The 22,149-nt window shown below is 43.7% G+C and carries 16 protein-coding genes and 2 pseudogenes; 12 read left to right on the top strand and 6 right to left on the bottom strand.

Annotated features, from left to right (window positions below):
• The 4 genes from IPH84_13525 to IPH84_13540 form a co-directional block, all read left to right on the top strand.
• Positions 1-181: hypothetical protein (locus IPH84_13525; GenBank protein ID MBK7174222.1), on the top strand; the 181-nt coding region annotated here is incomplete at its 5' end.
• Positions 182-362: 181 nt separating this feature from the next.
• Positions 363-1,049, top strand: coding sequence for a T9SS type A sorting domain-containing protein (locus IPH84_13530; protein ID MBK7174223.1), 687 nt, complete (start codon positions 363-365; stop codon positions 1,047-1,049).
• A gap of 224 nt (positions 1,050-1,273) precedes the next feature.
• Positions 1,274-1,651 carry a VCBS repeat-containing protein gene (locus tag IPH84_13535; protein ID MBK7174224.1) on the top strand — a complete coding sequence of 126 codons (378 nt, stop codon included), beginning with the start codon at positions 1,274-1,276 and terminating at the stop codon, positions 1,649-1,651.
• A 263-nt stretch (positions 1,652-1,914) separates the two neighbouring features.
• Complete coding sequence (locus tag IPH84_13540; protein MBK7174225.1) at positions 1,915-2,937, top strand: VCBS repeat-containing protein; 1,023 nt, start codon at positions 1,915-1,917, stop codon at positions 2,935-2,937.
• 365 nt (positions 2,938-3,302) lie between these two features.
• On the opposite strand, the gene IPH84_13545 is transcribed toward IPH84_13540, so the two are convergent.
• Complete coding sequence (locus IPH84_13545) at positions 3,303-3,629, bottom strand: hypothetical protein (GenBank protein ID MBK7174226.1); 327 nt, start codon at positions 3,627-3,629, stop codon at positions 3,303-3,305.
• 328 nt (positions 3,630-3,957) lie between these two features.
• On the opposite strand from IPH84_13545, the gene IPH84_13550 reads away from it, so the two are divergent.
• The 6 genes from IPH84_13550 (at position 3,958) to IPH84_13575 (ending at position 10,847) form a co-directional block, all read left to right on the top strand.
• Positions 3,958-4,986 carry a FecR domain-containing protein gene (locus IPH84_13550; protein MBK7174227.1) on the top strand — a complete coding sequence of 343 codons (1,029 nt, stop codon included), beginning with the start codon at positions 3,958-3,960 and terminating at the stop codon, positions 4,984-4,986.
• Between the two features lie 15 nt (positions 4,987-5,001).
• Positions 5,002-5,178 (top strand): hypothetical protein, encoded by a 177-nt coding sequence (locus IPH84_13555; GenBank protein ID MBK7174228.1) that lies wholly within the window; start codon positions 5,002-5,004, stop codon positions 5,176-5,178.
• A 16-nt stretch (positions 5,179-5,194) separates the two neighbouring features.
• Entirely contained in the window at positions 5,195-7,663 is a 2,469-nt protein-coding gene (locus IPH84_13560; protein ID MBK7174229.1) for a TonB-dependent receptor, read from the top strand.
• 14 nt (positions 7,664-7,677) lie between these two features.
• The gene (locus IPH84_13565; GenBank protein ID MBK7174230.1) at positions 7,678-8,619 is read left to right on the top strand and encodes a DUF4249 family protein; all 942 of its coding nucleotides are present in this window, start codon (positions 7,678-7,680) and stop codon (positions 8,617-8,619) included.
• A gap of 45 nt (positions 8,620-8,664) precedes the next feature.
• Positions 8,665-9,549, top strand: coding sequence for a class I SAM-dependent methyltransferase (locus IPH84_13570; protein MBK7174231.1), 885 nt, complete (start codon positions 8,665-8,667; stop codon positions 9,547-9,549).
• A 362-nt stretch (positions 9,550-9,911) separates the two neighbouring features.
• Complete coding sequence (locus IPH84_13575) at positions 9,912-10,847, top strand: hypothetical protein (protein ID MBK7174232.1); 936 nt, start codon at positions 9,912-9,914, stop codon at positions 10,845-10,847.
• Positions 10,848-11,439: 592 nt separating this feature from the next.
• Here the strand turns inward: IPH84_13575 and IPH84_13580 are convergent.
• The 4 genes and pseudogenes from IPH84_13580 to IPH84_13595 form a co-directional block, all read right to left on the bottom strand.
• Positions 11,440-12,598 (bottom strand): annotated as a pseudogene (locus IPH84_13580) (alpha/beta hydrolase).
• A 75-nt stretch (positions 12,599-12,673) separates the two neighbouring features.
• On the bottom strand, positions 12,674-13,288 hold the full coding sequence (locus IPH84_13585) for a hypothetical protein (protein MBK7174233.1): 615 nt from the start codon (positions 13,286-13,288) through the stop codon (positions 12,674-12,676).
• Between the two features lie 247 nt (positions 13,289-13,535).
• Positions 13,536-14,684, bottom strand: a complete 1,149-nt coding sequence (locus IPH84_13590) for an acyltransferase (GenBank protein ID MBK7174234.1) — start codon at positions 14,682-14,684, stop codon at positions 13,536-13,538.
• Between the two features lie 251 nt (positions 14,685-14,935).
• Entirely contained in the window at positions 14,936-15,730 is a 795-nt protein-coding gene (locus tag IPH84_13595) for a T9SS type A sorting domain-containing protein (protein ID MBK7174235.1), read from the bottom strand.
• A 442-nt stretch (positions 15,731-16,172) separates the two neighbouring features.
• Between IPH84_13595 and IPH84_13600 the strand changes: the two genes are divergently transcribed.
• The gene (locus tag IPH84_13600; protein ID MBK7174236.1) at positions 16,173-20,504 is read left to right on the top strand and encodes a CusA/CzcA family heavy metal efflux RND transporter; all 4,332 of its coding nucleotides are present in this window, start codon (positions 16,173-16,175) and stop codon (positions 20,502-20,504) included.
• Positions 20,505-20,513: 9 nt separating this feature from the next.
• Positions 20,514-21,641, top strand: a complete 1,128-nt coding sequence (locus IPH84_13605; GenBank protein ID MBK7174237.1) for an efflux RND transporter periplasmic adaptor subunit — start codon at positions 20,514-20,516, stop codon at positions 21,639-21,641.
• Positions 21,642-21,865: 224 nt separating this feature from the next.
• Here the strand turns inward: IPH84_13605 and IPH84_13610 are convergent.
• Positions 21,866-22,136: pseudogene (locus tag IPH84_13610) on the bottom strand (helix-turn-helix transcriptional regulator).
• Positions 22,137-22,149: the final 13 nt, after the last annotated feature.

Here is a 22,149-nt window from a genome sequence, read left to right on the forward strand (position 1 = left end):
ATCAGCCTTGGTTACAGTAAAAAGTACTGAAGCCATTCATGGATATAGTATTCTGAACAGCCAGGGCAGTTGTGTGGAAAGCAGGGAGGTTGCCGGTTTGTTGGAATTGGCCATTGATGTTTCACACTTTCCTTCAGGGCTCTACACCTTCAGGCTGTTGCTGGATAATGGAATAACCTAAAATCAAAAATATTGGTAATCAGATAGTAAGAATTTTGGTTCTGAAGGATTGATCCGTTTTATCCAAATAACAAAAGGCATACCTACAATTTGGTACTGACAGTCTCATAATAACGATTTCTCAGCACTGGATACAGATCAAGACAAATTATACACTTAAATAAATTCTTTTTACAACGATCATGAAACGAGTTCTGCTTATCCCGGTATTGATGCTGCATCTTGCAGTCCATTCCCAGTCTGCACTGGATACCATATACGCTGTGGTGACCGGTAACCAGGTGACTATTCACCAGGACAATGCCTATCAGAACTGTTGTTTTGTACCTGCCTTACAAAGTGTTTACCTGGAGAATGATTCCACCTTGTCGTGGTATCAGATGGACACCACTTATATCTGGTGTGGCTGCATGTGCTTTTTTGATTATTCGATCAGCCTGGATTCTCTGCCAGCGGGAGAATACACAGCCCATGTATATTCCGGGCACATTCATCCGGTCTGGCCGGATACGACCTACCAGGGGATGACACGCTTCAGGGTGGAAGTATGGCTGGAATCGGATCATATCCGGCAGCTCACTTCGCAAGCCAGTGATTGTCATCCTTATACGACAGGTACGAGGGAGCAGGAAGCAGAACCGGTTTATCGGTGGTATCTTCCTGACCACACACGACTTATTCTTTATTCAGAGAAAGGTGTAGGAGGTACGGAAGTAAGCATGGTTTCGCTAATGGGCCGGCAACTGATTGAGCCTCAACCCTTCGACAAACTTATGGAATTAGACATTTCCAGCTTACCTCGAGGTGTCTATATCATCATTATCAGGGAAGGAGGAGGTAAAATGAAATACCTGAAAGTACAGTTCTAATGTTCGGCTTTCACGTCCAAAAGGCAGCTTGATGATTATAAAAACAGGAAAGAAGTACAAGTTGACCTGGGTAGTTTTCCAACAGGGATTTACCTGCTGAAATACTTTCACAATAATGCCTGGAATTCCGGGAAAATAATCCTTTCACGATGATTGCAGTATGCATTCAGACAGCTACTTAAATTCATTATCTTTAGTCTTTTACAATTCAAATAATCTTCAATATGAAATCAGGTATTAGTCTTAAGTTTCCCCGGCTGTTTTATGGAATCCTTCTCATTTCCATTTTCGGTATAAATTTTTCACTAAAGGCTCAGTCGTTTGTCTTTGTGGATACTTTATACATTGGGTTAAACCCTGAACAATGGCCCCTTTCGGTCTGTAATTCAGTGGACTGGGGTGATTATGATGGCGATGGCGACCTGGATATACTGAATACCGGCCATTCAGGTTATACGAACATCACAAGGATTTTCAAGAATGATGGGAATGGGGTATTCACCGGACTAACCTCACTTAATCTTCCCGGAGTTGACAGTGGTGAGGAAGGCTGGATGGATTTTGACAACGATGGTGACCTTGACATTTTATTAACAAGGTAGATAATCCAGGACATTTACTTGTGAAAATCATGAAGAATGACGGGCAGGGTATTTACTCAGAAGTGACAATGCTTTACAGTACAAATTATCATGGCCTTTACACGCCCATCTGTAGATGCCGACTGGGGTGATTATGACAAGGATGGCTTTATGGATTTGATTGTGGTTGGCGACAGCATATTAAATTCTGATCAGCTTTATCCTTTTTCGGTATATACAGGAATAAAGGCGATGGTACTTTTACATTACAATCACAGATTGTTTTGCCCGGGGTTTACCATGGTTCTGCCCGGTGGCAGGATTTTGACAATGATGGTTCCCTTGATTTTTTACTTTGTGGCGCAACCGGTAATCCATATAACGAACAACCGGTAACTAAAGTCTTCAGAAACGATGGATCAGGCAGTTTCACACAGGTTGCTGATCTGGTTGGAGTTTATTACGGAGAGGCGGTATGGTGTGATATTAATAATGATGGTTTCCCTGATATTATTGAGTCAGGCTCTTCAGGAAATGAATTGAACCGTGACATTACTACAAATGTGTATAAAAACCAGGGAGATGGGACCTTCCTGCAGCTCAGCGGACATATGCTTCCACCGGCAACAGGGAGTAGCCTGGGTTGTGGAGATTACGACAACGATGGATACATGGATATTCTAATGATTGGGTCGCTGGATACCAACTTTTATATTCCAGAGACAAAATTATACAGGAACAATGGAGATGATACTTTTACGCCGGAAAATGACCTTGCCTTTCCCGGTTTAGGGTATGGTGATGTGGCCTGGGCTGATTATGACCAGGATGGTTTTCTTGATGTTTTGGTAGCCGGTGCGAATGCTTATGGGGGAAGGAATTGCATGGTATATAGAAGTACAGGAGGAACCACTCCTAATACCGCTCCTGGTGGCCCTGAAAACCTGCAGGCGAATAGTGATGGGGACTTGATTGTATTCAGCTGGGAAGAAGCCTTCGACGAAATTACACCGCAGCCATGCCTTACGTACAATCTTCGCATTGGGACCACTCCCGGGGGATGTGAAATTATGGCACCCCTGTCGCAACCTGGTGGACAGACACTTAATACCCGGTCGCAGGAAACATGGGCACGCAAAATGAATTTTCCATCGAACTTCCATCAGGCACTTATTATTGGGCAGTACAAACTATTGACAATGGCTGGATGGGAAGTCCGTTTATCACTGATTTCTTTACTACTTCTGTTTCTGAGCCAACAGAAGCACGGATTCAGATCAGTCCGAATCCTGTGGTTGATTATCTGAAGATTGAAGGGTTAATTCCTTCAGAAGGCTCAACGATAATCATACAAACAGGATCTGCAAAAAGGCATGTATTTTATAAACCTTCCGGAGAAGAATCTCATTCTCTTAAGTTTATCAGGTTATAGGAAAACCAACAGCAGAAAGCAGGTTTTTTACCCGCAAAGACGCAAAGGGAGCGCTAGGACGCTATTGATTTTCTGAAACCAGATATTCACCGGCTTCAGGTTCGCCTATTTTTTACTTTTCAAGAGCAGTATATCGGATATTACCTTTTCCCGTTATCCGGAATAAATATGGGCAATTGATCCACAAATCTTAGATTTGCAAAAAAATAATCAAACTGGAAGGTAACGCATCCCATAACTTCAGCGCTCTCGACAAGGGCGTTTTTGAATCCCTGTTTCCGTGCTGAATTCAAGGCCTTTGCTTCTTTGCACAGAAGTATGTGAAGGACTTTGAAACAGCAAAAGAGCTGTGCAGGATGCATTTATCACCTTATGGGAAAAACGGGAAAGCATTGATACCAACCGTCCGGTGAAATCTACCTTACCACCATCATTTTCAATCGTTGCCAGAATTACCTTCGCGACAACAGGAAGTTTAATTCCGATATCCTCGAAATTGAAAACCTGCTGGAGTTCTCCGAAAATGTTGCCTCCGATTTCCTGGTGGAAGCCGAACTTGCCGGGCAATCAAAGCAGTCATTGATGAATTGCCGGAGAAATGCAGGAGATTTTCCTGCTGAACCGCTACGAAACCTTAAGTATCATGAGATTGCTGAACATTTACAGCTTTCTCAGAAAACCGTTGAGGCGCAGATGTGAAAGCTTGCAGCATATGCGGCTCCGACTGGCTGAATATAAGTAAATGCATGATCCTGCTGATGCACCTTTATCCAGATTCAAATAGGTAATTTTCAGTACCTGTGGCAATCAATTTTAGTGACTTCGGTAGTTTAAAAATATTAGTGCATGATAAGGGTAAACCATTGATCAGGTGTATTATTGATAGAACAAGACCATGGAAGAACCAATGACATATTACATCGACCTGATAACCAGGTACTTTTCGGGAGAAGCAAGTCCTGAAGAGCTGATGTCATTGTCAGGATGGATCAAAGAAAGTGCTGAAAACAGGAAGTTGTTTGAGGATTATGGCAAGGCCTGGAATCTCACCGAACAATCCATAATTGACCAGAAAATTGACCTGGACGCTGAATGGTCATCATTGTCAGGCAAAATCAATTTTGAAGAAAAGCGTCATGAACCTAAAGTAATCAATATCTCAGCCGCTGAATCAACCAAAAAAGGAACCGGAAAAAACTGGCTGAAACTGGCTGCAACTTTGTTGATACTCATTGCTTCATCAACATTTGTATATTATTATTTTGGGAATTCACGCATGGTAACAATCACAGCCGATGCAGGCATCAGGGAAGTTACCCTGCCCGATGGTTCAGTGATATCGCTCAACCAGGGATCAAAACTTGAATATCCTAAAACATTCAAGAACAAAAGAATAGTCCGTCTGGAAGGAGAAGCTTATTTCAAAGTTGCTCACGATGCCGGGAAGCCCTTTATTGTGAAAGGCAATGAGTCGAATGTGGAGGTACTGGGAACCCAATTTAATGTGAAAACCCGGAATCAGCAGGGCAATATGGAGGTAGTACTTACCTCAGGAAAGGTTTCCCTTTATACCGATTCAAGCCCATCGAAAAAAATGATTCTCAGTCCTGGCGATCAGGCTGAAGTTTCTCCGGTTAAGAATTCAATCATCAGGCAGGTAAATACCGACCTGAATTACCTGGCCTGGAAGACAAGAAAAATCAATTTTGATGATACCCGGATGGATCAGATCATTGCCACGCTCAAATCAGTATATGGTGTTGAACTTCAGTTCACTGATCCCGGACTGGCTGAATGCACAGTGACCGCATCCTTTGATCAGCAGCCCCTTACTTCGGTATTAAATGTTATCACCAGCACCCTGGATTTAAAAGTACAGCAAAAAGGTAGTATCTTCATCCTTTCAGGTAAAGCCTGTAAATAATTAAAATCTGAATTGTTGAAATTTAATATCCTCACATACAGGTATATAGGGATATTGTTATTCCTGTTTATTGTCAGTGGTTCCTATGCCCAGAACCTCGATCAGCGCATTTCACTCAATGTGAAGAATAAACCTTTAAAGGAAGGTGCTCTCCGAGATTTCGGAGAAGGGGAATATTATGTTCTCCTATAGCCGGCAATCTGTTCCAGTGCAACAAAAGGTTAGCCTGAAAGTTCAGAATCAGCCACTCAGGCAGGTGCTGGATCAATTACTTACCCCGCTTGGAATAAGCTATAGTGTAGTCGAGCAGCAGATTGTACTTAAGCCTGCGGGTACTGTAGATGAATCAGCACAAACCCTGCAAAAAAAGCAGAAGTTTACACTAAGCGGGTACATCCGCGACCAGTCAACGGGTGAGATTATCATTGGAGCCAATGTGTACGACAGGGACACCTACCAGGGGACAACCACCAATGGGTACGGCTTTTTTTCCATCACACTCACAGAAGGCAATTACCAGATGGCTTTCTCGATCCTGGGGTATGAAAAAGTAGAAAAACCCATTCAGCTGACTTCAGACATGCGTCTGTCGGTAGAGTTGAAAGAGGCTGCAATCAGTATGCGGGAAATAGAAATTGTGAGTAAGGAAGGGGATGAGGCACTTGTAAAAGTAAATAATGGTAGTGTCCGGCTTTCCGGTTCTACCCTGAAGCAGATGCCCGGATTTGCAGGGAATGTGGATGTGATCAAATCGCTGAATTCAGTGCCGGGAATTAATGCATTTGGCGATGGTTCCACTTTTTATTATGTCCGCGGAGGTAATAACGACCATAACCTGTTAATGATTGATGATGCCCCGATATATAATCCTTCTCATCTTTTTGGCTTCTTTTCTGCTTTAGCTCCTGATGCCATCAAGGATGTAAAAGCCTACAAGGGTGATTTCCCGGCTTCTTATGGAGGTCGGTTATCATCCGTAATTGATGTCAGGGCCAGGGATGGCAATATGAAACGGCTGGGGTTCTCGGGGAACCTTGGGCCTTATACATCGGACCTGACACTGGAAGGCCCGATTAAAAAGGAATTCAGCTCCTTTATTATTTCCGGCCGCAGGTCAAATCTGAATTGGTTAAATTTTTCAAGCTTAAGCAATCGTACCTTCAGTATTAATTTCTATGATCTGAATGCCAAGATAAATATCAGGCTTAACCGGAATAACCGGCTGTTTCTGACCGCATATTCCGGGAATGACGATTTCAGTCGTTTTTCCACTTCTGCAGTACATACTTTTGGTATTCAGTGGAAGAATGCGGCGGGTACGTTACGCTGGAATCACATATTCAATAATCGATTGTTTTCCAATACCACAGCCAGTTTCAGCCGGTATGATTATTACCTTTTTATTTCGCGTCAGGATAATAATTACTGGACTTCCTCCATTTCGAATGCTACCCTGAAAACCGACCTCACCTGGTACCCCAACCCTGGCAATACAGTAAAAACAGGTGTTGAATTAAGTAATCATCACTCCAACCCGGGTAATATCCATTTTTCTGAGGATGATATTCAGAAGAATACACCCGTAATTCCTCAGTATCAGTCGGTTGATGTTACATTATACCTGAGCAATGAGCAGATCATCAGGGAAAAACTCATGCTGAATTATGGATTGCGATTCACCTCCTGGAGGGATCTGGGCCCTACCACAGTGTACCTTTTTGATGGAACCCATAAAGTGATCGATACAGCAACAGTGGCTGACCGTGCTGTTTATAAAAGCTTTGCCAATGTTGAGCCCAGGTTAAGCATTGGTTATGCGTTAACCAAAAGGTTATTGGTGAGGGCGGGTTATAGCCATACCGTCCAGTATCTGCAGATGCTTTCCAATTCAACCAGTCCTTTTACATCGCTGGAAGTATGGGCTCCCTCGGGACCCAATATTAAGCCACAAAAGTCAGATCAGATTAGTTTAGGCATCGTTCAGCAATTTTCCCGAGGGGTTAGTTTTACCCTTGAATCCTATTACCGGTTGTTCTCGAATCAGATTGAATATATGGATCACGCTAATATGTTGTATAATCCTCTGATTGAAGGAGAAATCCGTTTTGGCGATGCGAAATCATACGGGGTGGAAGCCTTGCTCCGGAAATCGGAAGGCAAATTCTCAGGTTGGATTGGCTATGCCTGGTCGAGGGTATTCCGGACTATTGAAGGGGTTAATAATGGTAAAGAGTATCCTGCTTACTACGACAGGCCTAATACCGTTTGTGTCAACCTTTCGTATCGCTCAGGAAAGCATTGGGAGTTCTCGGGAAGCTGGATTTATCTAACCGGCTCACCCACTTCCACACCGGTAGGTTTTTATGAATACAATGGTTATACCGTTCCTATTTTTGGAGCAAAGAATAACGACAGGCTACCCGATTATCACAGGATGGATGTGGCGATTACCTGCTGGCTGAATAAACCGGGAAACCGATTCCGCCATAGCCTGGTCTTCTCTGTTTATAATTTATATGGCAGGCATAATCCTTTCATCGTGAATTTCAATAAAATTATGGATGATAAAGGAAATTTTTATGTTCCTTCCGACCTCGACGGGAATTTTGAAATTGTTCCAACCCAGCTATCGGTAGCCGGCGCCCTTCCATCCTTAAATTATACCTTCAGATTTTAGAAGCCTAAAAGCAAATGAACGACAAAACAACATATACCGAAGATACTTCAGGGAACGATAAGAATCGAAAGGATTCTGGCAGGTTAAGCGGTTTTTTCAGTAGTATCCTGGCACTTTTACTAATGTTGCTTGGTTTGAATGCCTGTGAGGAGCAGACAGACTGGGATTTACAAACAGTGCCCAGCGATATGATTGTTGTTGAATCCGTGATCACCAATGAGATGAAACAACAATCGGTGAAGATCACATTCCCGCAGGAAGGATATAATGATAGTGTTTTGCCTGTAAGAGGTGCCGAAGTGATTGTAACAGTCAATGGAAATGTATACAACTTTAAGGAGTCGCCTGATCAGCCCGGGATCTATTTATCGAATGTGCCATTTGAAGGGAAACCCGGGAAGGAACACTCCTTATTGATTAGTTACGGTAACAAGGTTTTTACAGCCAAATCGGGTATGGTGAACTGGCAGGGAAATTTCGGTGAAGGCATTTATGTTACACGCAAGGATGACAACCTGTATCGCCTGGTGTGGCTCTCGAGGCCTTATCATCCGAAAAAAGCCCTGATGTACGAATTGCTTATCGACTGGTCGCATCTTCCCGCCTGGAAGGATTCCAGCTGGTCATCCACACATGCAAGGATGTTTTATTACACACTGCCCACGCTGGATGTGAGTGAAATATTTGCTCCGGCAATTGAAGCTGTAAGGTTCCCATTAGGTACCAAAATCACGGAACGAAGGTACACACTCACCCCTCAGCATGCAGATTTTGTGAGGGATTTACTGTCGGAAACTACCTGGCAGGGAGGGTATTTCAGCTCCGCACCTTCTAATGTGGGTACCAATCTAAGTTCCGGGGCTATTGGCTATTTCGGCGCCTGTGCAGTGCTCTCAAATACATCAGTGGTTAATGGACTGATATCCAAATCTACTTTGACAGATACTGAACAATAATCCATACAGGGGTTATTATTTATTTCAACTGCTACATTCTGTGGAATGAAAAATTTTGAGGAAAATATTGAAAATCAATTCGAATATAACCGAAATAAAAACCTGTTTCAGGACGGAATATTAAACTCCTTGAAGTTCAGTCCTGAAACCCTGAAAGCCATCGAAAATATTCATCAGCTCAGTGAAGAGGCTGAGGTTTTATTAATTGATTATTTAACCCATCGGGCAATTCAGAAGTTCTGTAACCTGAATCAGTATTATTCGTTCGACACTGGTGCATATAAGGCTTTAAGAAGTCTATATGTAGAGCTTTTCCTGAATCTAAAGACAGGACAATTACCCGTTGAAACCATTGCTGCTCATCATTATGAGAACATTATCAGCTGGCTGCAGCAGACCAATCCTTTTGCTGAGAAGATCTATTCATCAAAAGGAGAGGAACTGGAAGCCGTAGCATGTTCGGAGTATTCCCCTGATCTTCAGTTTGAGATTTTGCAACTCGATATGAATCAACTGGTTGAGCCTATTCTTGATATGGGTTGCGGGATAAAGGGGGAGTTAGTAAAATATTTGCGACTGAAAGGTTTTGTAGCCTATGGCTTCGACAGGTTTGTTGAAGAAACACCCGATTTGATAAAGGCTGACTGGTTTGAATTCCCTTTTGAAGAACAGCAGTGGGGTACCATCATCAGTAACTTAGGATTTACCAACCATTTCATGCACCATCATTTGCGTAATGACGGGAATTTCATAGGTTATGCAAAAAGGTACATGGAGATATTAGATTCATTGAAACCTGGGGGATGTTTTATTTATGCTCCGGATCTCCCTTTTATCGAACGATACCTTGAGCAGGAAAAGTTTCAAATCACGAAGCATGATGTTGGCCAATCGGAAATAAAGTCCGTAAAAGTGAAAAGACTCTATTAAGAAATAGAGGATAAGTGAGATTTCAGGCTGATTTATGCGGTTGGGATATCATTGATGAATGGGACGCCTGATTGTCAGAAATTTGCAGAAAAGAATTTTCATAGAAAAAAGAATACAAGCCGAAGGCTTCCCTTCGGGAGAATTCTGACTCCTGAATTCTTGGATTCTTGAATTCTTGAATTCTTCTTAAACGGAAACAAAAGTCTACCCCTAAGTAATTAAATCATAATAAGATAGAAAATTTCTCAAAAAAATCCCCCATTTGACTAAGGGTAAAAAATGAGTAGGGTGTAATATAGATGTCTACAACATCAAAATTTGACCTGAAAACAAAACAACACATCACTCTAAACCTTATGACCATGAAAACACGCAGATTTATCCGACTTGGCGCTCTTCTTCTTACTGTATTGAGCCTATCCCTGACAAGTTGTAAAAAAGACAATATTGATGAAGGGAAAGCAGATTCTACCTCAATGGAACAATTGAGTGCCGATGAAAACAATGTTGAAAACGTAACTGAAGACGCTCTGAAAGATGTGGAAGGAGTACTTTCCTATCAGGGTGGCTATAAGTCTACCTCCGGAATCCCCTGCAATGCAACTGTAGATTCGGTTTCCGTGGTAAATGATACTATCACCTTATACATTACCTACGACGGACTGAATTGCAACGGAACCCGCATGCGTACAGGGCAGGTTGAAATCAGGAAAAAATTAGGTTCACATTGGGGACAGCCTTTATCGACAGTAAAAATTAAGTACATCGACTTCACTGTTACCCGCGTAGCTACCGGACGTTCCATTGTCCTGAATGGTGAAAAAACCTTCGAAAATGTAAGTGGCGGTTTCATCTGGATGCTGGGAACCTCAATGACCTCCCTGGTGCATAAAGTAAGTGGTTACATGAATATTACCTTCGATAATGGTACCACCCGCAACTGGAGTGTAGCCCGTCAGACCACCTACTCAGGCACCCCCGGACAACTGCTCGTTACCATCGACGGTTTTGGTTCAACTGAAGGATATACTAATCTTGTTACCTGGGGAACCAACAGGCAGGGAGAACAGTTCTACACGCAAATCACTCAGAGTGTGGTGCATAAAGAAGTATGCGGATGGGATCCGGTATCAGGAATCAAGATCCACCAGATTCCCGCAGTTGATAAATCTGCCACCATCACCTTCGGATTTAACACAAATAATGAGCCCATCGGTGATGATGAATGCCCCACCCGCTACAGGATCGATTGGATCAATGGGACATACTCCGGAACCGCTTTCCTTCAGCTTCCTTAACCTCAATTATACTAGTCAGCCAAAGACTGTCCGAAAGGGCAGTCTTTTTTTCGTTTATGAGAATAGCTAAAAGGCTTGGGGTGCAGGAGGTAAACATGAATATTGTTCTTTTGAACACTGTCGGGATGATTGGAACAATAGTTTTCCCTTTTTGAGCATTGTCAAAATAATAAGTCAGGCCTGAAGGCCATAGGTTTTGTTCAGTTTGCTCATCCCCAGCCTAAAGGCTGGGGTTTCAAGATAATTTTGAATCTTTTCTGCATATCAAACTGACCATGGTTTTTTGGGGAGAGCAGATTTGTTGTTGCTCACCCGCCAAGGCTGGGGTTTCAAGATGAATTTTGAAGTCTTTTCTTGAGCATGGTCAAATAATAAGTCAGGCCTGAAGGCCATAGGTTTGTTCAGTTTGCTCATCCCCAGCCTAAAGGCTGGGGTTTCAAGATCAATTGATTCATCCTGTAACCCCAGCCTTCAGGCTGGGGTTAGTCTAAGTGATCTGATCCGGGCCTTTAGGCCTGACCGATTCATATTCCTATGTTTGTGCTTAAAATTTCAAACTGCGCGAGTATGCTGCATTTCAGGCACTGTACTTTCAGTCATTTCCAGGATTATCTGCAAGTTCATTGGTTAACCCTGCCACATCCTTTACCATTATTTCCATAAACCTCGAAGGCTCTTCATAAATCGGGCTATGGGCAGATTTTTCGAAGGTGTAGAAACCCTTTCACCGGTGCATCAAGGCTTTCAAGATAATCACGGGAAAGTGCAGTGTTTACAGTGAGGTCATATTTACCACTCATAAAATAGACGGGAATATTGAGTTTTGTAACCTGAACCGGGAGATCTGTTTCAAACAGTTGATTTGACAGATTCGTTTTTTTGAGGAAAGAGAATTTTGATTTCCAGATATTGCACTTTTCTTTCAGCGTATAGGCTTTGCATAGCCAGACAGGAACGAATACCCCGGTAAAAACAGAATGCATGGATCGCATAGTCCCGATACCTAATTCATGCATGGACTGATCCCTAACCAGTGATTTATAAAATGACAAGGCAGCCGTATCAAGCCGCATGACGGGGTATTGCTGCAATTCTTTTACTTTGGAATGTTCCCCTTTTTCCTTGTATTGCTCCAACATATACTGATATGCAATCCTCTCCGACTTCAACTGATTGGTAATCTGTGCCATACCGATATATGCATGATAAAGTTCAGGAGCCTGTTCAGCTGCTTTAATCGCGAAGGCAGTCCCACCCGAATGGGCCATTAAAAAGATTTTCTCCTGTCCGAACCTTTTGCGCAGGTAGTTTGTAACCTCTATGGCATCTTTGGTTAGTTGTTCAAAGGTCATACTTGCAGGAGTAACCTCCTGACTGTAGGAAAGGCCACCTCCGCGTTGCTCCCAGTAACAGACCGTAAAATGATCTTCCAGTCCGGGCTTGTACTTATCGATGAGGAAATAATTAGGGAATGCCGGCCCTCCGTGAATGTATAGCAGCACAGGGTTGTGGATATTCTTACCCCGGATAAACATTCCCTGCCTGACTCCCCCAATGGTTACAAACACTTTTTCGGAGATACTGCCTTCAATGACAAGGTTGTTTTCATCTTTGAATTTTTCAGGAGTGCCAGGGCTTAGGTATATCAGTAACCCAATAATTATGAGGAGGATGGCTGCAATACCTGAAAGGATATAGAGAAACATTTTCAAGGCGATTTTTAAAAATTTATTTCCGGAAGCTTTTGACATGTATTCATGTAGTTTAGAAATTGCGGTTACATGGGTGTGATGGAAATGGGTTTTTCTTCATGGAATGCTCATGTCTTAATTATTGCATTTACAGGCACCGGCAAGGAGTGCCAAGTAGCAGGAAAAACCACTCAGTTCATGGTCGCTCACTTCCGGGAAATTGGCACCTCGTACAAAGCGATAACTTAATCCAATGTCGAGACGAAAGATTTTGCCTAGCGAAACTTGTGCAAAAACGGAAGGTTCCACTACCGGGAAAATCTTCATAACATCTTCGCCATCATCCGGGATGGTTTCCTTGAAAAGCGCACCACAGGCAGTCATCAGGTGAGTGCCGATATTCAGTTTTTCTCCGGGAAGCACTATATAGCCGATCTCAAGTCCCCCATAACCCATTTTGATAAAAGAGTAGCTGTCTTCCTGGATGTTCGTCACCTCAACCCCTTTTGCCATTCCCCATCCGCCACCACCAAAAGTGAGCCGATTGTTGAAAGTTGCAGAACCCCGGCCCCCATTCATAACCGTAAACTGGTTATTGACAGAGGTAAACAATACACCTGTGCCACCATAGGTGAGGGTGGTAATATGCAGCACTTTGCCGTTGTCAGTTAGAATGCTGACCTGTCCTGTTAATGAATCGGAGGGGGTAATTTGCTGACACAGCCCGGTAAATGGGAGTTTTATCAGCATAAGAACTGTTATAATTAAAGCAGATATTAATTTCATAGACCGGCAGCTTGGAGGGGTGATTCTTCTTGCAGTTTCCTCAACAGCAGATTTTTTAGAAACGACCACTATTGAGGATGCAAATATCCTTACACTGCTTTGGTGCTGAAATTATTTTCCGGTGAAGGTGCCTGTTTTATTGGTGAAGGGGTAAAATGAAGCATTGAATGCCCCAGGATGAAGGTGTGTGGAAATTCGTGGATAAAACTTCTTATTTGACGGGTTTCACCATCAGTCGTTTCACAAGCCATTTTCTTACAGGGATATCATACAATTTCAGACTGGCCCATGCAATGGCAATGGATGAGAATAACAACAGCAATCCCGCCGGCCATGCCTTCTGTAATGGAACCTGGTTATCGACAACCCAGGCTGTGAAGATGTAAATAAGAGGGTAATGGATGATATAAATCGGATAGGAGATATCTCCCAGGAATCCACAAACCCTGGCAGAAATTTTTCCCCTGAGTTGTCCGCTGGCACCCAGGTAGACAATAAGCGGGAACAGAAAAATGATGGAAAGCGAATCATAAAGCCCATTCCACCATAGATGTTCACTTCCCCCGATGCGTGGAAATGAAAAGATGAGGATGAGCAACAAACTGCACCATAGAAAGGCATGCCTGAATTTTCCCGGCTTACTGATCCTTGAAAGCAGGAGTCCAGCCATGAAGGGATAAAGCAATCGGGTTAGTCCAACACGAATCTGCACCGGGTCGAGCGACCAGCCTCCAACCACATCACCATTGGGGCCTGAAACAGCCAGGTGTATCAATGCAATTCCTGCCAGGGCCACCAGTACCGACAACACAAGTTTGGATGCTTTCCTGAGGAAGAAGGCATATAGGATATTGGCCACATATTCAAAGAACAGCGACCAGGCCGGGCCATTAAGAGGATGCATCTCACCCCAGCCCCTGATATCCATGGAAGGAGGAACCGGCAGCAAAGTAAATCCAATCAGCATGATCAGCAGCATTTTCCACACAGGAACAGCGCTGATGCCGGGGAATACAACAGGGGAAGCAGAAAAATAGAAACCAATGGCGCCAATGAGCATCCCGATAATAATCATCGGGTGAAGCCTGATCAGACGCCTCTTGAAGAATTCTTTAACACTCATACTCTTCCACCGATCATCATAGGCATACCCGATCACAAAGCCCGATAAAACAAAGAAGAAGTCAACTGCCAGGTACCCGTGATTGATGATCTGGGTCAGATGATTCCCACCCGAAAAGGTTTCAAAGAAGTGAAAAATAACCACCATGACTGCTGCAACACCTCTCAGCCCGTCGAGAATAACATAATGGTTTCTTGTATCAGAAAATGAAGTGGTGGGTAAACTGTGTTGTTCCATGTTTAACTTGCTCCCGCTGAAAAGAATCTGTCAGACTTTTGAAAGAGTTACAAAGCACCTGAATCAGCATGAATCCATGGCTGCATGCTTTGATACCGCGGCAAATCTACGAAAAGAGACTTATCCGGCATCAGCTTTTTTCTGTCAGAACAGGAATATGTAATAAGTACGCTAAGTCTTTGTAGCAAGCATTTCCGATCTGTACCTAGGAACAAAGTATGACCCGGAAATCACCGGGAAGCAGTGGAAAACTATCGTTTGACAAATTTTCCGGCAGGCATCGAAATTCCATTCCCTTCAACCCGGTAAATATATGATCCTGAGGGTAATGATGAGGTTGAAATATTGCTGAGGGATTGTCCTTGCTGTACCGGCACCTTAAGATATTCTTTCCCGTTGAGGTCGCTGATCACAATGAAATGGGAGGTTTGTTGCAATTGATTCCCAATAGGAATGTTGATTTCCTGCGCAGCTGGATTGGGAAATGGCAGCGGGTTAGGCGTTTCGCCGTTTTTTATGCCCGAGACTTTATCAGGGAGTGCATACACCGATGTGGAGGTGATATAAGTCGAAACCGAATAATCATAAACATAAACCACCAATTTGCTCTTATTACTATTGTCAGTAAATGTAAATGAGTAAGCCCCTCCTGGCACTGTAAGCAAAACAGTTCCATTTTCGTTGAACACCAGGGTGGTATAAATGTAATACCCCGAAGTGTCGGAAGTAGCTACATATTCATAACTCACGGCAAGAATTTCAACCAGGTCATCCAGATTAAAGACTTTTGAGCTTACATAGGCAACATCGTACAAATAGGTGTTCGTAGGAACAGGAACAGATATGTTTTTCCAGGGGGTATGGTCTTCATTATAAACCTGGACAGAATTCATTAGGTAATCCGTAACAAAGTATTTATATCCAAAGTTTTCCACATCGGCCACTTCTGCTGCCCCGGTGTAGGATTGTTCAAAAGTTAGCTGTGCGTATGAAAAGGAAAATACAAGCACAAGAATGAAGGTAAGGGAAAGTGATTTGTTTTTCATAGGTAAAGTTGGACTGTTTAATAATATGGAATTCAAGCCGAAGGCTTCCAGCAGGACACGAGAATTCAGAATACATTAGTCTTTAAGTTCCTAATTTTATCACTTTCTTCATAATTTTATTTCATGACAAGCAAACATTCTATTCACCTTTGGCTTCTGAATTCTGAATTCTGGATTCTTTTTTCTTTATATTACCATTGTTGTATGAAATCAAACTAACCCTAGATAATCCCTTGATTACTAATACAATAATTTTTCTCAGGCAAATATACATAAATCATAATATTTGGATAGTTTTTTACAAAGAAATTGTGCCGGAAATCTAGTTTCTTTAATAACTTTAGACTATGATTTGAAGCAGGGATTTATTTGACGTATAAGTGGATTAGTCAGTATCGGTTTTTGTTTTGATGGGTTTTGAATCACAATTAATTATAAGGGAATGATCAATCATATTATCAATTTTTCAATCAGGAATAAGCTGATTGTCATACTGTTTACCCTTACAATAGCCGCATATGGCATTTATGCTGTAATGCGGATCCCTGTGGGAGCGGTCCCCGACATTACCAACAACCAGGTGCAGGTAATCACCACCTCCGGAAACCTGGCAACCCAGGATGTGGAACAATTTCTTACTTACCCTGTCGAACTGGAGATGTCGAACCTCCCGGGGGTGAAAGAAATCAGGTCGATATCGAAATTCGGGCTTTCAGTGGTAACCATTGTGTTCGATGATGACCTGGGAACCTACCTGCCACGGCAACTGATTGCCGAAAAGCTGAAAACAGCCGCCGCCAATATACCCGAGGGCTTTGGTACCCCCGAAATGGGACCTATCACCACCGGATTAGGTGAAATTTACCAGTACACCCTCGATGTAAAACCCGGCTATGAAGGGCGTTATACTGCCATGGAGCTGCGCACTATCCAGGATTGGGTGGTAAAGCGCCAGCTTTCAGGGATCAAAGGGGTGGTAGAGGTGAACACCTGGGGTGGATTTCTGAAACAATACGAGGTTGCCATTGACCCGGAAGTGCTGCGAAGGATGAATATCTCATTGATTGAAGTGTATGATGCCCTCCGGCTGAACAACAATGTTGCAGGAGGTGCCTACATCGAAAAACAGAATAAAAGCTATTTCATCAGGGGTGATGGAATGGTAAATTCATTGGAGGATATACAATCGATCGTTATAAGGAATATTGATGGAAAGCCTGTGTTTATCAGGGATGTGGCACAGGTGAAATTCGGACATGCCAACCGATTTGGAGCCATTACAGCCAATGGTGAAGGGGAGAAGGTGCTGGGACAGATCATGATGCTGAAGAACGCCAATTCGAAGGAGGTGATCTCGGAAGTGAAGAAAAGAGTGGAAGAAGTGCAGAAAAACCTCCCTGAAGGTATATACATCAATCCCATTCTTGAAAGAAGTGAACTGATAGGTAAAACATCCTTCACCGTAGCGGAAAACCTGATCCTGGGCTGTCTCATCGTTATGCTCATCGTGATCCTGCTCTTAGGCAACCTCCGCTCGGCACTGGTTATCGCTTCTATGATTCCCCTGGCTTTGCTGTTTACCATTTCGATGATGTTTATTTTTGGCATCGATGCCAACCTGATGAGCCTGGGGGCCCTCGATTTCGGAATTATCATCGATGGGGCTGTGATCATTGTTGAATTCATTGCCATCCGCATTACTGACCGGAAAAGCGAGCTGGCATCTTCCAACCCGGAACAGCGGAGGTTCCTTCTCGACAGGATTACTTATGACGGAGCTTCCCGGATGATTAATTCAGCCATCTTCGGACAGATCATCATCCTGATCGTTCTGATCCCGATTTTTGCCCTGAGTGGTGTTGAAGGTAAGATGTTCAGGCCGATGGCGCTATCTTTCAGTTTTGCCATCCTGGGGGCAATGATCCTGGGACTTACCTGGCTTCCCGTAGCATCCGCCTTATTCCTCAGGCCGGTGGATAAGGATAAGAAAACGTTTTCAAAATGGCTGATGAAATGGATTCATCGTTCCTATAAACCGGCTATCGAATGGTCGTATTCGCATAAAAAGTATGTACTCGGACTGGCTTTGCTCTCCTTAATTTTTACCGGGATTTTATTCTCGAATATGGGAGGAGAGTTTGTCCCAACCCTTGATGAAGGCGATTTTGTGATCCAGCCTGTACTGAAAACGGGTACCTCCCTCTCGAAAACTGTGGAAATGACCACCCGGATGGAAAGCATTTTAAAAGCAGGTTTCCCGGAGGTCGATAAAATAGTGTGCAGGATTGGCGCGGCTGAAGTCCCTACCGACCCCATGTCGATGGAAGAAATTGACATGATCATCAAATTAAAACCCCGAAAAGAATGGGTTTCCGCTAATACGAAAGAGGAATTGGCCGATAAATTCAAAGAAGCCCTGCAGGTGATTCCCGGCATCGACTACGAATTCACCCAGCCTATTGAAATGCGCTTCAATGAACTGATCACAGGGGTAAGGGCTGATATTGCCGTAAAGATATTCGGTGAAGACCTCGACTATCTGAACCAGAAAGCCAATGAGGTTAAACGGTTGATCGATGGCATCCCCGGTGCAGCCGATGTGATACTTGAAAAGACTGCCGGCCTTCCACAAATGGCGGTATCCTATAAACGCGACCGCCTGGCCTACTATGGGATGAATGTGGAAGATGTCAACCGGCAACTTTCAATGGCTTTTAGCGGACTTACTGCCGGAAGTATTTTCGAAGGAGAAAAGAAATTCGACCTGGTAGTCAGGCTCGATGAGCTGCACAGGAAAGGGATTGAAGACATCCGAAACCTGAATATTGCCCTGCCTGATGGCAGTCAGAAACCCCTAAGCGAATTCGCTGAAATTGAGAATACCACAGGCCCGGCTAAGATTTCCAGGGAAAACACCCACCGAAGAGTCGTGGTGAGTGTGAATGTAAGGAACAGGGACCTGCAATCCGTTGTTACTGATATACAATCCACCCTTGATAAAAAACTCAAGTTGAAACCCGGGAATTATGTGGTTTACGGAGGACAGTTCGAAAACCTTGAGAATGCCACCCGGCGGCTTAAACTGGCAGTGCCTGTTGCACTTTTATTGATCTTCATCTTCCTGCATTTTGCTTTCCAGTCGCTGCGCGATGCTGCGCTCATTTTTACCGCAGTTCCATTATCTGCAGTGGGAGGGGTTGCCTTCCTGTGGCTCAGGGGCATGCCTTTCAGCGTTTCCGCGGGTATTGGCTTTATTGCGCTGTTCGGTGTGGCCGTGCTGAATGGTATCGTTCTGATTGAGCACCTGAAAGAGCTAAAGAAAGATGGTATGACCGATATGAAAGAACTGATTATGAAAGCTACCAGGGAAAGGTTACGCCCGGTACTTCTCACTGCGGCAGCTGCAGCACTCGGCTTTTTACCCATGGCTATTTCCACTTCTGCCGGTTCCGAAGTCCAGCGGCCACTGGCTACGGTTGTCATTGGCGGACTGGTAACTTCTACTTTACTCACAATGATTGCCTTACCACTGCTTTATGCCATACTTAATGATGAGAAGAAGAAAGGTAAATGGATGAAAAGCCTTCTTTCAAGAAGATTGATGATTTTCATTGGTTTATTCCTGCTGATATCGGGTGCACAGTCGCAATCGCTTACCCTTCAGCAATGCATGGATTCTGCCGTTCAGAACAACAGGGAACTGGCACTGGCCCGCATGAGAATTGATTATGACAAAGCTGCTGTCCCATCTGCTTTTGCTATTGAAAAAACCCAGTTTTTTATGGGTTTCGATCAGAACAACATTGCAGAAAACGGCTATCCGCTTTATGTGGTCGGGGCAGAACAATCCTTTGCTTTCCCCGGGACTTACCTGGCACAGCAGAAAGTGAATTTACTGCAGGTAGGCATGACCAAACTTGAGTATGAAAAGCAGGCCAGGATCCTCCGGAAAAAGGTTGCCCTGGCTTACTATGGGGTGCTTTATAAAGAAAACCGAAAGGCCTATTACCATTACCTTGACAGTGTTTTCTCGCATTATGCCGATGCTGCTGCTCTTCAGTTTAAGCATGGGGCCACAACCCAACTCGACCAGATGATAGCACAGGCGAAGCAAGCGGAGATGAGCCGGCAGTTGACAGAAATGGATGCTGAGGTTCAGCTTGCATACAATGAATTGAAATTATTGATGCAGACTCAGGTCAGATATGGTATCGCTGAGACTGCATTAATGCCTTTGGTAACCGATAAGTCTGCATCCTCCGACCCGGGCTTATTGTTCATGGAACAGAGCATCCGGCAACGAAAAATGATGGTTACTGCTGAGAAAAGAGCCATGCTGCCTTCGCTGAACCTGGGTTTCTTCAGCGGAACAAACCGTTACCAGGGGGCCGCCAATTATTATGGTTACCAGGTGGGAATTGGCCTGCCTCTCTTTTTCAGGGAACAGCAGTCCAGGATTAAAACAGGGATCATCGGTGTTGCCATGGCTGAGAATTTCAGGGATCAGTATACGCTCTCCCTTGAGAACCGGAAAAGTGCGCTGCTTATTGAACTTCAGAAATACCAGTCGGCCATCGACTATTACCGTACTTCCGGCGATCAGCTCTACCAGGAAATCCTGAGGGCAGCCAATCGCAGTTATGCCATGGGAGAAATTGATTTCTTCCGGTTTGTTCAAAGCCTGGAGGCAGCCATCGATATCAGGCTGGCCTACCTCGAAAACCTTAGCAAGTACAATGAACTAGTGATTGAATTAAGCTACTTAACTTTATAAATGCCTGAGATGAAATTGAATAGGATAGTAATGCTTTGTGCCGGCAGCATGATACTGCTGGCAACAGCCTGTGGGAATGGCGGTAATGAAACGGCAACTGAAGCTGAGTCCGGTGAGATGATCTTTGAGATCACCAATGAGCAGTTTGCTGCTGAAAAGATGGCCATCGGACAGATGGATACGATTGTGTTTGAAGATGTGATTCGCACACAGGGAACGATGATGGCACCCATCCAGGCCAAAGCGGAGGTGAATGCCAAGCTCCCGGGGATGATCAGGACGATTGCCTTCCCGGCAGGTAGTTTTGTTCAGAAAGGACAGCTGCTTTATACCATTGAAAGCAAGGAAGTCATAAATATTCAAAAGGAATACTACCGGCTGAGCAGGGAAATGGAAGGACTTGAAAAGGACTTCCAGAGGGTTTCTGCACTGGCAAAGGAAAATATATCATCCGAAAAGGATAGGGTGTCGATGGAGAGTCAGTATAAGAGCAACCAGGCATTACTGAGCGGACTCCGGGCTGAACTTGCCCTGTTGAACCTTGAACCCGATGATGCTGCAAAACCTGTAATTCAGCCTTATTTCAGCATATATGCACCCATTTCAGGGTATATTACATCCCAGAATGGAGTGATCGGGCAGTATGTGAATCCTGAGAACCGGCTGCTTGAAATTGTGGATGTAAGTAAGTTACAGATCCAGTTCAAACTGTATGAAAAGGATATCAGCAGGGCGAAAGTCGGGCAGAAGGCCAGGTTAAATATGGCAGGGCCGGATCAAACAGGCACTGAAGCGAGGGTTATGCAGGTGGGTAAGACGGTGAATCCGACCGATAAGACCGTTAATTGTGTGGCAAGTTGGGTAAAGGTTCCGGAGAATGGGTTGATTGATGGAATGTATGTGGAAATGGAGCTGATTGTGGGGGAGAATAAGTCCATGGCGCTGCCTGAGGAGGCTGTCATCAAATCGGGGAATCAAAGTTTTGTTTATGTCCTGAATAAGAAATCAAATGATAAATACACTTTCACCCGCAAGGAGGTAAAAACAGGCAAAACCAGCCGTGGCTTCACCGAAATTCTGGGAAATGAAGAAATAAAAGATATCCTTGTAAAAGGAGCATTTTCAATGGCGGAATAGTAAAAGTTTCCAGCTATAAAGGCATAAGAAACAAAGAATGTAATTGTGTCTATTGCTTGTCAATCAGGGGTTTGCCGGATGGTGTCCTTTCAATAGTCAATTAGACTTGTGGGTGCTTTTTAGTCAAAGCAAGAATGATGTCAAGATGTGGTACCTCCTTCACACAAGCCGGAACCCATTTTGCGCTAGGTTGGGTCGCTATTTTAACTTTATGATTCAAGAGCTCAACATTGAAGATTTTTAGCATTGAGTGCTTTAAACACCTTCATTATTGTTTCAAACCTTGCATCGGTCAAGCTATTCTCCAGCTTTGAGATTTGTGCTTTTTTTCACCTACCAATTTCCTAATTCTTCCTAAGTTGAATGACGTTCCTTCCTGGCTTGTTTTATTGCTTCACCCAATAAGTCAAGCCAATTTTCAAAGGTATCCCGGTTTGGAGTACCCGGTTTACCAATATGTTTATCAATCATTTCCTCCAAACTGTAAGTCTTCATATAGCTTCCTGTT

Source organism: Bacteroidales bacterium (genome assembly GCA_016707785.1).
GTDB lineage: Bacteria > Bacteroidota > Bacteroidia > Bacteroidales > UBA4417 > UBA4417.

What these genes read in the sequence shown, in the direction of transcription:
- IPH84_13570 (MBK7174231.1), top strand. Translation starts at nt 8,665, where the DNA reads ATGAAAAATTTTGAGGAAAATATTGAAAATCAATTCGAATATAACCGA.
- IPH84_13590 (MBK7174234.1), bottom strand. Translation starts at nt 14,684, where the DNA reads ATGGAACAACACAGTTTACCCACCACTTCATTTTCTGATACAAGAAAC.
- IPH84_13550 (MBK7174227.1), top strand. Translation starts at nt 3,958, where the DNA reads ATGGAAGAACCAATGACATATTACATCGACCTGATAACCAGGTACTTT.
- IPH84_13575 (MBK7174232.1), top strand. Translation starts at nt 9,912, where the DNA reads ATGAAAACACGCAGATTTATCCGACTTGGCGCTCTTCTTCTTACTGTA.
- IPH84_13600 (MBK7174236.1), top strand. Translation starts at nt 16,173, where the DNA reads ATGATCAATCATATTATCAATTTTTCAATCAGGAATAAGCTGATTGTC.
- IPH84_13605 (MBK7174237.1), top strand. Translation starts at nt 20,514, where the DNA reads ATGAAATTGAATAGGATAGTAATGCTTTGTGCCGGCAGCATGATACTG.
- IPH84_13535 (MBK7174224.1), top strand. Translation starts at nt 1,274, where the DNA reads ATGAAATCAGGTATTAGTCTTAAGTTTCCCCGGCTGTTTTATGGAATC.
- IPH84_13530 (MBK7174223.1), top strand. Translation starts at nt 363, where the DNA reads ATGAAACGAGTTCTGCTTATCCCGGTATTGATGCTGCATCTTGCAGTC.
- IPH84_13585 (MBK7174233.1), bottom strand. Translation starts at nt 13,288, where the DNA reads ATGCTGATAAAACTCCCATTTACCGGGCTGTGTCAGCAAATTACCCCC.
- IPH84_13565 (MBK7174230.1), top strand. Translation starts at nt 7,678, where the DNA reads ATGAACGACAAAACAACATATACCGAAGATACTTCAGGGAACGATAAG.
- IPH84_13595 (MBK7174235.1), bottom strand. Translation starts at nt 15,730, where the DNA reads ATGAAAAACAAATCACTTTCCCTTACCTTCATTCTTGTGCTTGTATTT.